This window comes from Streptomyces sp. NBC_01537, from assembly GCF_045040445.1.
Taxonomy (GTDB): Bacteria; Actinomycetota; Actinomycetes; order Streptomycetales; family Streptomycetaceae; genus Actinacidiphila.
Genome location: NZ_CP109392.1, coordinates 8765079 through 8779182, shown reverse-complemented (window position 1 = coordinate 8779182; position 14104 = coordinate 8765079). Strand labels below are relative to the sequence as shown.

The following is a 14104-nucleotide window of genomic DNA, read 5'->3' as shown; positions in this document are numbered from 1 at the left end:
CCTCAGTCCTCCCCGATGTCCTGCGCGATGTCCTGTCCGGCCAGGAGCTCCGCAAGATCACCGACCACCAGATCGGCGCCGTGCTCGCGCAGGTCGGCGGCGCTGGTCGGACCGGCGGTCCGGTCCACGCCGACCACGAGCCCGAACCCGCCGCGTCTGCCCGCCTCCACACCGGCCAGCGCGTCCTCCACGACGGCCGCCTCCCCTGCCGGTACGCCCAGTCGTCGTGCGGCCTCCAGGAACAGCGCGGGGGCCGGCTTTCCGGGCAGCCGCAGCCGGGCCGCCTCGTTGCCGTCCACCACAGCCTGGAACAGCTCCCGTACTCCCGACCGGTCGAGCAGTTCGGGTGCGTGCCGGGAGGCCGAGACGGCCGCGCAGGGCACCCCCTCCGCCCGGAGGACCCGCAGGAGCCGTACGGTGCCGGGCCAGGCCTCGATGCCGTGCTCGCGCAGGCGGCGTACGAAGAGCCGTTCCTTGGCGGCGGCCACGGCCTGCACGGTCTCGTCGGCCGGCCGCAGCCCTCGCGAGGTGAGGAAGGCCGCTGCCCCGTCGAGGCGGGACTTGCCGTCGACGTAGCGGCGGTAGTCCTCGACGGGGTCGAAGGGGCGGCGCTGCCCGGCTTCCGCGAGGCAGGGGTCGAAGGCTTCCTTCCAGGCCGCGGCGTGCACCCGGGCCGAGTCGGTGATGACCCCGTCGGTGTCGAACACCACCGCCCTCGCCGTCCGCAGCCGCGGTACGGGCGAGGGCGCGGGTGCCATGGCGGGATCCCTTTCCTGCGGGACGGGCTCTCCCTCCATGGCACCACGGGTGGCGGTCACAGGCGCGCCGCGACGTATTCGGTGAGGTCGAGCAGCCGGTTGCTGTAGCCCCACTCGTTGTCGTACCAGCCGAAGACCTTCACCAGGTCGCCGTGCGCCTGGGTCAGGCCGGCGTCCACGACGCAGGAGGCGGGGTCGCCCACGATGTCGCGGGAGACGATGGGCGCGGTGGTCACGCGCAGGATGCCGCGCAGCGGTCCCTCGGCGGCTTCGGTGAAGGCCGCGTTGATCTCCTCGGCGGTGACCGGACGGCGCAGTTGCAGTGCCAGGTCGGTGAGGGATCCGTCCTCGACGGGGACGCGGACGGCGATGCCGTCCAGGGCTCCGGCCAGTGCCGGGAGGACCAGGCCGACGGCGCGGGCGGCGCCGGTGCTGGTCGGGATGATGCTGACGGCGGCGGAGCGGGCGCGGCGCAGGTCCTTGTGCGGGCCGTCGAGCAGGGACTGGTCGTTGGTGTAGCCGTGGATGGTGGTCATCAGGCCCTTGACGATGCCGAAGCGCTCGTCGAGCACCTTGACCATGGGCGCCACGCAGTTGGTGGTGCACGAGGCGTTGGAGACGACGTGGTCCTGGGCGGGGTCGTAGGTGCCCTCGTTGACGCCCATGACGACGGTGGCGTCCACGCCCTTGCCGGGCGAGGAGAGAAGTACCTTGCGGGCGCCGGCCTTGAGGTGCAGGGCGGCGTCGTCGCGGGTGCGGAAGCGGCCGGTGGACTCGATGACGATCTCCACGCCGAGCTCGCCCCAGGCAAGGGCGGCCGGGTCCCGCTCGGCGGTGACGGCGATGCGGTGCCCGTCGACAGTGATCGACTCGGCGTCGTGGCTTATGACGCGGCCCAGGCGACCGTAGGTGGAGTCGTATTCCAGGAGGTGGGCCAGGGTGGCGGTGGGGGCGATGTCGTTGATGGCCACCACCTCGACCTCGGTGCTGTCCCTGCCGTCGCGGGCGAGGACGCTGCGGAGATAGTTGCGGCCGATGCGGCCGAAGCCGTTGATGCCGACTCGTACGGTCATGACGGTGTCTCGCCTTCAGCTCGTGGAGACCCGGCCCGGGGCGTGGGAGCCCGGGCCGGGAGTGGCGGATGTGCGATGCGGGTTCAGCGGAGCCAGCTGTGGTCGCGGACGACGGGCAGCTTGGCCCAGGCCTTGCCGAGTCCCCAGGTGGTGCCGGCGCCGACGACCGCGAGGGCGATCAGAACGGCGGCGTAGACGATGTGGTAGTCGACCAGCGGATTGGACGACATGCTCGGCGAGCCGTCGGACAGGGTCTTGGCGACCGGCCATTCGGCCACCCACATCAGCGCCATCATCGCGGTGCCGGCGACCGCGGCGAGGCGGAGCGCGATGCCGCCGACGAGGGCGAGGCCGACACCCAGCAGGCCGAGCATGAAGAGCCAGTTGGCCCAGCCGGCCCCGGCCCAGTCGTGGAATGTGCTCTCCATCGGACCGGCGGCCACGCCGCTGAGGAAGCCCTTGGTCGGAGAGCCGCCGTCGATCCAGCCCTTGCCGGACGGGGTCGCGTAACCCCAGCCGAAGGTCTTGTCGAGGAAGGCCCACAGGAAGACGAACCCGGTCAGGAGCCGGACGCCGGCGAAGACGTGCGCGCGGGTCCCTGTGGCGGTCGCGGTGACGGCCCCACCGGACGCGGGAGCGGTCCCGGTCCTGCGCAGCGACGGGAGGTGGAGCCCCGTGTGCCGGTGCTGGTGCGGGTTCTCGTGGACTGCCATGATTCCCATCCCCTTCGAGTGCTGGTCATGTTGCGCGGTGGTTGTTCGCTCCTCGTTGCACGTTCAATGTCCCGCGGCGGCGGTCACGGGCAGAGGGGTCGGCAGGGTCCCTGCGTGGGGCCGAACGTCCCTGTTCTCAGGGTCCGTTCAGCCGCGCGTGGTTCTCAGCCGTTCCAGGTCCAGTCGGCGACCTCGGGCAGGTCGGTGCCGTGTTCGCGGATCCAGGCGTGGTGGCGCAGCCGGGTGTCCTCCATCAACTGCCGTACGGGGGCGGCACGCACGGCCAGGCCGGGGACGCGGTCGATGACGTCCATGACGAGGCGGTAGCGGTCGAGGTCGTTGCGCACGACCATGTCGAAGGGCGTGGTGGTGGTGCCGATCTCCTTGTATCCGCGTACGTGCAGATTCGCGTGGCCGGTGCGCCGGTAGGCGAGGCGGTGGATCAGCCACGGATAGCCGTGGTACGCGAAGATGACCGGCTTGTCGCTGGTGAACAGTGCGTCGTAATCCGCGTCGGGCATGCCGTGCGGGTGCTCCTCGTTGGGCAGCAGGCGGGCGAGGTCGACGACGTTGACGACGCGGACGGTCAGCTGCGGCAGGTGCCGGCGGATCAGCTGGGCTGCCGCCAGCACTTCCTGGGTGGGCACGTCACCGGCCGCGGCGAGGACGACATCGGGTTCCTGGGTGTTGTCCTCGGTGCCGGCCCACTCCCAGATGCCGGCGCCGCGGGCACAGTGGGCGCGGGCGGCGTCGAGGCTGAGCCAGTCGAAGCAGGGCTGCTTGCCTGCGACGACGACGTTGACGTAGTCGCGGCTGCGCAGCACGTGGTCGGCCACGGAGAGCAGGGTGTTGGTGTCCGGCGGGAGATAGACCCGTACGACTTCCGGGGCCTTGTTGAGGACGTGGTCGATGAATCCGGGGTCCTGGTGGGAGAAGCCGTTGTGGTCCTGCCGCCAGACGTGCGAGGTGAGCAGGTAGTTCAGGGAGGCGATGGGGCGGCGCCAGGGCAGCTTGCGCGTGGTGCGCAGCCATTTGATGTGCTGGTTGACCATGGAGTCGACGATGTGGACGAAGGCCTCGTAGCAGGAGAACAGTCCATGGCGGCCGGTGAGCAGGTAGCCCTCCAGCCAGCCCTGGCAGGTGTGTTCGGACAGGATCTCCATCACGCGGCCGTGCCGGTCCAGGTGCTCGTCGACGTCCAGGACCTCGGCCTGCCAGGCCTTGCCGCTGGCGGCGTAGACGGCCTGCAGCCGGTTGGAGGCGGTCTCGTCGGGGCCGACGAGCCGGAAGTCGCGGCGGTCGGAGGTGGCCTCCATGACCGATTCCAGCAGGTTGCCGAGGACCCGGGTGGGCTCGTGCAGGGTCGCGCCGGGCTTGTCGACGGCGACGGCGTACTTCTCCAGCGACGGGATCGGCAGTTCGCGCAGCAGCAGGCCGCCGTTGGCATGCGGGGTGGCGCCGAGCCGCCGGTCGCCGCCGGGGACGCAGGCCAGCACCTGTTCGGTCGGCCTGCCGTCGGCGTCGAAGAGCTCCCCGGGCCGGTACGAGCGCAGCCAAGCCTCCAGCATCCGCAGGTGCTCGGGGTTGTCGCGGACGGCCGACAGCGGGACCTGGTGGGCCCGCCAGGTGCCCTCGACGGGCAGGCCGTCGACCTCGGCGGGGCCGGTCCAGCCCTTGGGCGTACGCAGGACGATCACGGGCCAGCGGGCGCGCTCGGTGACACCCTCCTCGCGGGCGGTGCGCTGGATCAGGGCGATGCGGTCCAGGGCGGTGTCCATGGCGTGCGCCATGGCGGCATGCACGGTGAGCGGGTCGTCGCCGGTGACGTGGATCGGCTCGTGGCCGTAGCCGTGCAGCAGCTCGTCGAGTTCGGATTCGGGGATGCGGGCGAGGACTGTGGGGTTGGCGATCTTGTAGCCGTTGAGGTGCAGGATCGGCAGCACGGCTCCGTCGTGGACCGGGTCGAGGAACTTGTTGGAGTGCCACGACGCCGCCAACGGCCCCGTCTCCGCCTCGCCGTCGCCGATCACGCAGGCCACCAGCAGGTCCGGGTTGTCCAGAGCGGCCCCGTAGGCGTGCGACAGCGCGTAGCCCAGCTCACCGCCCTCGTGGATCGAGCCCGGCGTCTCGGGCGCCACATGGCTCGGCACCCCGCCGGGGAAGGAGAACTGCCGGAACAGCCGGGCCATCCCGGCCCCGTCCCGGCTCACGTCCGGGTACGTCTCGGAGTACGTGCCCTCCAGCCAGGAGTTGGCGAGCACCGCAGGCCCGCCGTGTCCGGGGCCCCAGATACACAGGGCGTCCTGGCCCCTGGCCTTGATCACCCGGTTGAGGTGGGTGTGGACCAGGTTCAGGCCCGGTGACGTACCCCAGTGGCCGAGCAGCCGGGGCTTGACGTGCTCCGGCCGCAGCGGCTCCGCCAGCAGCGGGTTGCCCATCAGGTAGATCTGACCGACGGCCAGATAGTTCGCCGCCCGCCAGTGGGCGTCCAGCGCCCGCAGTTCCTCCTCCGCGAGGGGGGCGGGAGGGGCTGACGGTACGTCAAGGGCGGGGTCGGTCCGGGTCATGAGGGCCTCCTCGATGGTGGTCGGAGTCGTACACCTTCCACCGTGCGGCGTGCGCCCACGCCGTCTCTTGGGCCGAATGGGCCCCTTGCCCGGTCGGGGCGGCCCGGATCGGCCCTCTGCCGCTCTCGGGGGGGCGGTCAGTGATGCACGTGGTGCAACGGTTGCGGGCGGATCCTGGGCGCTGTCCCCGCCTGGCGGAGGTGGGTCCGGGGCGTGCGGTGGTGAGCCTGCAGGCGATCGGTCAACGCCTCGGCGGCGAGCGTCGCGACGACAGTGAGCACCGTCCCGGCGATCAGCAGCAGGGTGAACAGGGTCCAGAAGTGAGCGTTCAGGGTGGTGCCCATGGCCGTCGTCTCCTCACTCGGTCGTCGTTCCGGGGGAAGTTCCCCCGACTTCAGCCTGCCGCGTGACCTCGGGCGGGGCACCGGGCCGAATGTCCCGTGCCCGGACCGGTCGGCCCTGTCCGCGCCCGTAGAGTCCAGGCCGTAGGAAGGACTTCGGCGGGCGGAGGGAAGGACGTTGAGCGGATCGCCTGACGGCGTACGCGGCTGGCGGCGTGTGCTGCCCGGGATCGCGGTGCTGGCCGGCTACCGGCGGGAGTGGATGCGGGGCGACCTGCTCGCCGGGGTGACCGTGGCGGCGTATCTGGTGCCGCAGGTGATGGCGTACGCGGGCCTGGCGGGGCTGCCGCCGGTCGCGGGACTGTGGGCGATCCTCGCCCCACTGGTGCTGTACGCCGTGCTGGGCTCCTCGCGGCAGCTGTCGGTGGGGCCGGAGTCCACCACGGCGCTGATGACCGCCACCGTGGTCGGCCCGCTCGCCGCCGGTGACCAGGGGCGCTACGCAGTGCTGGCCGCGGCCCTCGCGGTGACGGTCGGGCTGCTGTGCCTGGTGGCGTGGGCGGCGCGGCTGGGCTTCGTGGCGGAGCTGCTGTCGCGGCCGGTCCTGGTCGGATACATGGCGGGCGTGGCGCTGACCATGATCGTGGACCAGCTGTCCCGGCTGACCGGAGTGCCGGTCAGCGGGCGGGAGTTCTTCCCTCAGCTGCTCTCCTTCGCCCGGCATCTGAGCGGGCTCAGCCCGGCCACGACGGCCTTCGCCGCATCCGCCCTGCTGGTCCTGTTCGTGGTGCAGCGGTACTGGCGGGCGGTGCCCGGGCCGTTGCTGGTCGTGGTGCTGGGCACCGCCGTCGTCGCCGCGTTCGGCCTGGACCGGCACGGGATCGCCGTGATCGGCACCGTGCCGGCGGGGCTGCCGGGGCTCGCGTTCCCCAGCCTCGGCGACCTGTCGGATCTGGTGCTGCCCGCGATCGGCGTGCTGCTGGTCGGCTACACCGACGTCATCCTCACCGCGCGGGCGTTCGCGGCCCGCGGCGGGCACGCGCTCGACCCCAACCAGGAACTGCTGGCCCTGGGCGCGTCCAACCTCGGCGCCGGGGTGCTGCACGGCTTCCCGGTGAGCAGCAGCGCCAGCCGTACCGCGCTGGGCGACACCGCCGGCAGCCGTACGCAGGCGTACTCACTGGTCGCCTTCGCCGCGGTGCTGGCCGTGCTGCTCTTCCTGAGTCCGGTGCTGTCGCACATCCCGTCGGCGGTGCTCGGGGCCATCGTCGTCTACGCCGCCGTCCGGCTGATCGACCTCCCCGGCTTCCGGCGCCTCGGCTCCTTCCGCCGCCGCGAACTGCTGCTGGCACTGGGCTGTCTGGCCGGCGTCCTGGTGCTGGACATCCTGTACGGGGTGCTGGTGGCCGTCGGCCTGTCGGTCGCCGAGATGCTGTCCCGGGTGGCCCGCCCGCACGACGCGATCGAGGGGATCGTCCCCGGGGTGGCCGGAATGCACGACGTGGACGACTACCCCCAGGCCCGTACGATCCCCGGACTGGTCGTCTACCGCTACGACTCGCCACTGTTCTTCGCCAACGCCGAGGACTTCCGCCGCCGGGCACTGGCCGCCGTGGACAGGCACCCGGGACCGGCGGTGGACTGGTTCGTCCTCAACGCGGAGGCCAATGTGGAGGTCGACATCACCGCGCTGGACGCGGTGGACTCGCTGCGCGGCGAACTCGACCGCCGGGGCATCGTCTTCGCCCTGGCCCGCGTCAAGCAGGATCTGCGCGACGACCTGGACGCGTACGGACTGACCGGGGCGGTCGGCCCGGAAAGGATCTTCCCGACGTTGCCTACCGCTGTGACGGCGTACCAGGACTGGCGTCGCCGACAGGGACGACAACCACCGGGCAGTGGGAGTGGTGCAGCAGGGCATGAGTGACCAGGCCCAGCTGCGGGCCCATGCGGGCCGGCCTGCGACGGGCGGCGATCACGACGACATCGGCTCCGGAGGTGGCATCGATGAGCGAGTGCGCCGGGCCGGACCGTACGGCCTGCGTTTCCACCTCGACCTGCGGATACCGCTTCCGCAGCGGGGCAACCAGGTGCCCGGGGACGACCGCGTCGGCGGCCACGAGCGGACGGTGGGTCCAGGCGTGGACGATCCGCAGCCGGACCTTCCGGCGTGCCGCCTCTTCGAACGCGTACAGGGCCGCGTCTGCGTCGGCGTCGCTCTCCAGGCCGAGCAGCACCTCCTGGAACCCGAGGCTGTCGCGCTCCAGGGAGCGGTCCCCGCGTACGACGAGCAGGGGCGTCGCGGTATGGGCCGCCAGGCGCAGGCTCACCGAGCCGGTCAGCAGCCCGGCGAGGCCGCCGAGGCCGTGGGTGCCGACGACGGTGAGCGCCGCGTCCCGGCCCCGGCGCAGCAGCGCCTCGACCGGGCCGGCGACGACAGGTGCGGAGGTGACCTCCAGCGCGGGGTGGCGCTCGCGTAACCGGGAGAGGGAGGACGCCAGTATGGGTCCGGCCTCGTCGAGGTCGGGGACGGCGTACACGACCTCCAGGGCGGCGCCGCGCCGCGCGGCCTCCTCGGCGGCCCGGTCCAGGGCGCGTACGGCGATGATCGAGCCGTCGACTCCGACGACCACGCGTGGCTTCATTTCCGGGCCTCCTGTCGATCATGTGGGTCACAGCGCCCGCAGGCCGTGCTCCCGGAACTGCTCGCGCACCCGCTCGGTGAGGGCGGGCTCGGGCACGGGAGTGTCGCGCAGCGGGAAGGGGATGCCGAGGGCGTCGTACTTGGCGGCGCCCAGCTTGTGGAACGGCAGTACGTCGACGCGGTCGACGTTGGTGAGGCCGGCGACGAAACCGGCCAGGCCGTCGACGGCGGCCGGATCGTCGGTGCGGCCCGGCACCAGGACATAGCGGATCCACACGGGGATGCCGAGCCGGTCCAGGCGGGTGGCGAAGTTGAGGGTGGGGGCGAGTTCGCCGCCCGTGAGCTTGCGATAGGCGGCGATGTCGAAGGACTTGATGTCGAGCAGCACCAGGTCGGTGTCGGCCAGCAGGGCGTCGTCGGCGCGGGCGCCGAGGAAGCCCGAGGTGTCCAGGGCGGTGTGCAGGCCGAGTTCCTTGCAGCGGTGGAGGATCTCGGCGGTGAAGGCGGGCTGGAGCAGAGGCTCGCCCCCGGTCAGGGTCACGCCGCCGCCCGCGGTGGTGACGAAGGGACGGTACTTCTCGATCTCGTCCATCACGTCGTCGGCGGTCAGCTCCCTGCCGTCGCGCATGTGCCAGGTGTCGGGGTTGGCGCAGTACAGGCAGCGCAGCGGGCAGCCACTGACGAAGAGCACGAACCGGGTCCCGGGACCGTCCACGCCGGTGGACAGGTCCCAGGAGTGCACCCGGCCGGTGGCGCTCACAGCGCACCGTGGAAGGTGCGGCTGATCACGTCGAGCTGCTGCTCGCGGGTCAGGCGGACGAAGTTGACGGCGTATCCGGAGACCCGGATGGTCAGATCCGGGTAGTTCTCCGGGTGCTCCATGGCGTCCTGGAGGGTGGACTGGTTCAGGACGTTGACGTTCATGTGGAAGCCGCCCGCCGCTGTGTACGCGTCGAGGATGCCGACCAGGTTGGCGGCGCGTTCGGACGGGTCGTGGCCCAGGCCCTCGGGGGTGATCGTGGAGGTCAGGGAGATGCCGTCGCGGGCGCAGTCGTACGGGATCCTGGCGACCGAGAGCGCGGACGCCACGATGCCGTGCCTGTCCCGGCCGTTCATGGGGTTGGCGCCGGGGGCGAACGGGGTGCCCGCGCGGCGGCCGTCGGGGGTGTTGCCGGTGTGGTGGCCGTAGACCACGTTGGAGGTGATGGTCAGCACCGACTGGGTGTGTTCGGCGTCGCGGTAGGCGGGCTGCCGGGCGACCTTGGCCATGAAGGACTTCACCAGGCCGACGGCGATGGCGTCGGCGCGGTCGTCGTTGTTGCCGTAGGCAGGGTAGTCGCCCTCGACGACGTAATCCACGGCGAGGCCGGTGGCATCGCGGATCACCTTCACCCGGGCGTGTTGGACCGCCGAGAGGCTGTCGGCGGCCACCGACAGGCCTGCGATGCCACAGGCGAGGTAGCGGTGGACCGGGTGGTCGTGCAGTGCCATCTCCAGCCGCTCGTACGCGTACTTGTCGTGCATGTAATGGATGACGTTGAGGGCGTTGACGTAGGTGGCCGCGAGCCAGTCGAGGGTGCGGTCGTACGCGGCCGACAGCGCCTCGTGGTCCAGGTACTCGCCGGTCAGCGGCGGCGATGCGGGGGCGGTCTGGTCACCGGTCATCTCGTCACGGCCGCCGTTGATCGCGTAGAGCAGGGCCTTGGCGAGGTTGACCCGCGCGCCGAAGAACTGCATCTGCTTGCCGACCGTCATGGCGGACACGCAGCAGGCGATGGCGGTGTCGTCGCCGGTGCCCGGGCGCAGCAGCTCGTCGGACTCGTACTGGACGGCGCTGGTGTCGATGGAGACCTGGGCGCAGAACCGCTTGAAGCCGGCCGGGAGCCGGGGCGACCAGAGCACGGTGAGGTTGGGCTCGGGCGCCGGGCCGAGGTTGTAGAGGGTCTGGAGGAAGCGGAAGGAGGTGCGGGTGACGAGCGGGCGGCCGTCCTCGCCGATGCCGCCGATGGACTCGGTGACCCAGGTGGGGTCGCCGGAGAACAGCGCGTCGTATTCCGGCGTGCGCAGGAAGCGTACGATCCGCAGCTTGATGACGAAGTCGTCGATCAGCTCCTGGGCGCGGGTCTCGTCGATCAGGCCCTCGGCGATATCGCGGGCGAGGTACACGTCCAGGAAGGTGGAGGTGCGCCCCAGCGACATCGCGGCGCCGTTCTGCTCCTTCACCGCGGCCAGGTAGCCGAGGTAGAGCCACTGCACTGCCTCGTGGGCGGCGGCGGCGGGGCGGGTCACGTCGCAGCCGTAGGAGGCAGCCATCTGCTCCAACTCGCCCAGGGCGCGTATCTGTTCGGCCAGTTCCTCGCGGTCGCGGATCACGTCGGCGGTGGAGGGGCGGGCGTCCAGCAGGGCGCGTTCGGCGCGCTTGGCCTCGGTGAGGCGGGCGGTGCCGTAGAGGGCGACCCGGCGGTAGTCGCCGATGATGCGGCCCCGGCCGTAGGCGTCGGGCAGGCCGGTGATGATGCCGGCCTTGCGGGCGGCCTTCATCTCGGGCGTGTAGGCGTCGAAGACCCCGTCGTTGTGGGTCTTGCGGTAGGTGCCGAAGACCCGGCTGACGAAGGGGTCGGGCTCGTAGCCGTACGCGCGCAGGCCGTTTTCCACCATGCGCAGGCCGCCGTTGGGCATGATCGCCCGCTTCAGCGGCGCGTCGGTCTGCAGGCCGACGATCAGCTCACGGTCGCGGTCGATGAAGCCCGGCAGGTGCGAGGTGATCGTCGAGGGGGTGGCCGTGTCGACGTCGAGGATCCCCCGGCGGCGCTCCTCGGGAAAGAGCGCGGCGACTTTGCCCCAGACGGCGGTCGTGCGGTCGGTGGGGCCGGTCAGGAAGGACGCGTCGCCCTCGTACGGGGTGCAGTTGGCCTGGATGAAGTCGCGGACGTCGACGTGCTCGCGCCAGCGCTGACCGGCGAAACCGTGCCACGCCGGGACGGAGGTGCCGATGTCCGTGGGTGCCGTTACCGTCATCGCTGCCTCCGGGAGGTGTTCCGCTGTCTTCCTCCCACGAGTTCATCGCCTGCGGCCGTCCCGGGGCAGGGCCGCAGGGAGCCCGTTGCCGGGGCCGTTCGGCCCTTGCCGGAGGCCGCCCGGCCCCCGGGCTCCGGCTACCGGGTTCCGGCTACCGGATTCCGGCCGGGGCGGTCAGGAGCGAGAACCAGACGGTCTTGCCGTCGGTGGCCGGCCGGGTGCCCCAGCTGTGGGCGAGGGCGTCGACGAGGATCAGGCCGCGCCCGTGTTCGTCGTCGGCGTCCCCGGACTGCTGCCGGGGCAGATGAGGGCTGCGGTCGGTGATCTCCACGACCAGTTCGCCGGTGCTGTGCCGGATCCCCAGGCGAATCGGCCCCTCGGCGTGACAGACCGCGTTCGTCAGGAGCTCCGAGACCAGCAGCGACGCCGTGTCCGCCAGCGCCGCACGGTCCCAGGAGCGCAGGGCCTTGTCGACGAACCGTCGCCCGGCAGGTACCGAGAGCGCCTCGCAGCCCAGCTCCGTCTCGACCATGGCCAGGGGCGCCACGGGAAAGCCGACCAGCAGCAGGGTCACGTCGTCGGCCGACGTGCGGGTGTCCGGAAGCAGGGCACGCAGGACATGTTCAGCCGCTGCCTCCAGGCCGCTGGTACCGGTGAACGCCTCCTGCAGGGTCACGGTCAGGAGCTTCAACTGGCTCTCGATGTCGCTGTGCGGGGTCTCCACGAGCCCGTCGGTGTAGAGAGCCAGCGTCGCACCGGGATGAACGGGAAGGCGGACCTGCTCATGCGGGACCTCGCCCACCCCCAGCGGCACGCTGACCGGCACCGGCAGCGCGCCGACCGTGGCGTCCGGCGAAATCAGCAGAATCGGCAGGTGACCGGCCGAGCACACCGTCATCTCACCCCGGGCCGGGTCCACCTCCAGATAGACACACGTGACGAACTGCTCGGGCAGCCCACAGGTGAAGGCGTCCAGCGCCTGCATCAGGTCACGGGGCGGCAGCCCGGCCAGCGCCAGGGCACGGGCCGCTGACCGTAGCTGCCCCATGACCACAGCCGCGTCCAGGCCGCGCCCCATCACATCTCCCATGATCAGGCCGACCCGTCCGTCGCCCAGCGCGATCAGGTCGAACCAGTCCCCGCCCACCCCCTCGCCCTGGGTCGAGGGCAGGTAGCGGCTGGCCGCGCGGGTCCCGGGGACCTTCTCAGGGGCGCCCATCAGACTGCGTTGCAGGGTCAGCGCGATGTGCCGCTGCTGCTGGTACAGCTCGGTGAGCTCCTGCTCGGCCCGTTTTCGGTCCGCGACATCGCGCACGATGGAGCAGGCACCGGTGATGACACCGTCCCGGTTGCGGGTCGGCCACAGGGTCACGTCGACATCCAGGAGGCTGCCGTCGCTGGTGACCCGCAGGGTCTCGTAGTGCTCGATCCGCTCGCCGCGTCCGATGCGTTCGAGCAGTGTCGCGATCTCGTCCTTGCGGTCGGGCGGGGCGAGTATGTCGATGTGCCGGCCGATGACCTGCTCGGCGTCGTAGCCGTACAGGCGCTGGGCGGCGGCGTTCCAGTAGGTGATCTCCCCGCTGAGGGTCTTGACGAGGATCGCGTCCTGGGACGACTCGACCAGCACCGCGAGTTCGTTGATCCGCTCCTCGGCGGCCTTGCGGTCGCTGACGTCGCGGACGGCGGCCGAGACCAGCAGCCCGTCGGGGGTCTCCAGGGGGCTGAGGCTGATCTCGACGGGGAACTCCCTGCCGTCCTTGCACAGCCCGTACAACTCCAGACCCTGACCCATCGGACGGACCTTCTGATTGTCCGCGTAGCCATGGCGATGCCCGGGATGCTGCCCCCGGAACCGGTGCGGCACCAGAATCTCGATGGGCTGCCCCAGCAACTCCGCACGCGGATACCCGAACAACGCCTCCGTCTGCGCGTTCACCAACCGGATGACACCGGCGTCGTCCACGATCACCATCGCGTCCGGCGCCGCTTCCAACAACCCCCGGAATCTCGCTTCGGCGGCCTTGCGGTCGCTGACGTCGCGGACGGCGGCGGACACCAGCAGCCCGTCGGGGGTCTCCAGGGGGCTGAGGCTGATCTCGACGGGGAACTCCCTGCCGTCCTTGCACAGCCCGTACAACTCCAGACCCTGACCCATCGGACGGACCTTCTGATTGTCCGCGTAGCCATGGCGATGCCCGGGATGCTGCTCCCGGAACCGGTGCGGCACCAGAATCTCGATGGGCTGCCCCAGCAACTCCGCACGCGGATACCCGAACAACGCCTCCGTCTGCGCGTTCACCAACCGGATGACACCGGCGTCGTCCACGATCACCATCGCGTCCGGCGCCGCCTCCAACAACCCCCGGAACAGCCCCTGTCCGCCTGCTGTCCTGCGCAGGTTCCCCTCCGACGTCATCCTGCCTCCAGCCCGCGCGTCCCACGCCCTCCCGTACCTGCCGGGATGCGGACCAGTGCAGCATCCCGGAGCCGTCCCACACCGGGTTTGTCCTTTTTCGGCGCAACCTGACGCAATGACCGCTGTTTTCACGCCGGATTCCGAAGACCCGCCCACCACATGGGATCCGGTGGCCGGATCGGCGGTCAGGCCGGCTGGGGCACGACCGCCACGGGGCAGGCGGCATGGTGCAGTACCGCGTGGTTCACCGGGCCGAGCTGCATACCGAGAGAACCGTGCCTGCGGCGCGCGCCGACCACCAGCAGGTCGGCGGTGAGCGCCGCGTCCAGCAGGGCGTCACGAGCCGCGCCCTCACGGATCCCCCGGCGTATGGCGATGTCCGGGTACTCGAGGGCCGGGGCGCGCAGTACGCCGTCCAGGTGCCGCTCGGCCTCGCGCCGGTGCGGGTCGGCGACCTCGCCCGCGTACGCCGGGAAGTCCGGCAGTTCGCGTGCCGGGCAGCGCCAGGCGTGGACGGCTTCGAGCCGCCCACCGCGCAACCCGGCCTCGCGGAAGGCGAAGGCCACGGCGGCCG

The 14104-nt window shown here is 71.4% G+C and carries 11 protein-coding genes; 1 reads left to right on the top strand and 10 read right to left on the bottom strand.

The window, feature by feature from the left end; all coding sequences use genetic code 11:
- Positions 1–2: 2 nt before the first annotated feature.
- The 5 genes from OG607_RS40355 to OG607_RS40335 form a co-directional block, all read right to left on the bottom strand.
- Positions 3–758 (bottom strand): HAD family hydrolase, encoded by a 756-nt coding sequence (locus OG607_RS40355; RefSeq protein WP_405734528.1) that lies wholly within the window; start codon positions 756–758, stop codon positions 3–5.
- Between the two features lie 56 nt (positions 759–814).
- Positions 815–1831, bottom strand: a complete 1017-nt coding sequence (gene gap / locus OG607_RS40350) for a type I glyceraldehyde-3-phosphate dehydrogenase (RefSeq protein ID WP_405734526.1) — start codon at positions 1829–1831, stop codon at positions 815–817.
- Between the two features lie 83 nt (positions 1832–1914).
- Positions 1915–2544: a hypothetical protein gene (locus OG607_RS40345; protein WP_405734524.1), complete on the bottom strand. Its 630-nt coding sequence runs from the start codon at positions 2542–2544 to the stop codon at positions 1915–1917.
- Between the two features lie 164 nt (positions 2545–2708).
- The gene (locus OG607_RS40340; protein WP_405734522.1) at positions 2709–5111 is read right to left on the bottom strand and encodes a phosphoketolase; all 2403 of its coding nucleotides are present in this window, start codon (positions 5109–5111) and stop codon (positions 2709–2711) included.
- A 137-nt stretch (positions 5112–5248) separates the two neighbouring features.
- Positions 5249–5455, bottom strand: a complete 207-nt coding sequence (locus tag OG607_RS40335; RefSeq protein ID WP_405734520.1) for a hypothetical protein — start codon at positions 5453–5455, stop codon at positions 5249–5251.
- Between the two features lie 259 nt (positions 5456–5714).
- Here OG607_RS40335 and OG607_RS40330 point away from each other — a divergent pair, with 259 nt between their 5' ends.
- Positions 5715–7379 (top strand): SulP family inorganic anion transporter, encoded by a 1665-nt coding sequence (locus OG607_RS40330; protein WP_405737386.1) that lies wholly within the window; start codon positions 5715–5717, stop codon positions 7377–7379.
- On the opposite strand, the gene OG607_RS40325 is transcribed toward OG607_RS40330, so the two are convergent.
- From OG607_RS40325 to OG607_RS40305, 5 genes are all read right to left on the bottom strand, one after another.
- Positions 7291–8097 carry a universal stress protein gene (locus tag OG607_RS40325; RefSeq protein ID WP_405734518.1) on the bottom strand — a complete coding sequence of 269 codons (807 nt, stop codon included), beginning with the start codon at positions 8095–8097 and terminating at the stop codon, positions 7291–7293. The genes OG607_RS40330 and OG607_RS40325 overlap by 89 nt on opposite strands.
- Positions 8098–8124: 27 nt before the next feature.
- Positions 8125–8856, bottom strand: coding sequence for a pyruvate formate-lyase-activating protein (pflA, locus tag OG607_RS40320; protein ID WP_405734516.1), 732 nt, complete (start codon positions 8854–8856; stop codon positions 8125–8127).
- Entirely contained in the window at positions 8853–11114 is a 2262-nt protein-coding gene (gene pflB, locus OG607_RS40315) for a formate C-acetyltransferase (protein WP_405734514.1), read from the bottom strand. The genes pflA and pflB overlap by 4 nt, the downstream gene beginning before the upstream one ends.
- Positions 11115–11265: 151 nt before the next feature.
- Complete coding sequence (locus OG607_RS40310) at positions 11266–13530, bottom strand: PAS domain S-box protein (protein ID WP_405734512.1); 2265 nt, start codon at positions 13528–13530, stop codon at positions 11266–11268.
- A 185-nt stretch (positions 13531–13715) separates the two neighbouring features.
- Positions 13716–14096, bottom strand: a complete 381-nt coding sequence (locus OG607_RS40305; protein WP_405737384.1) for a universal stress protein — start codon at positions 14094–14096, stop codon at positions 13716–13718.
- Between the last annotated feature and the right edge of the window lie 8 nt (positions 14097–14104).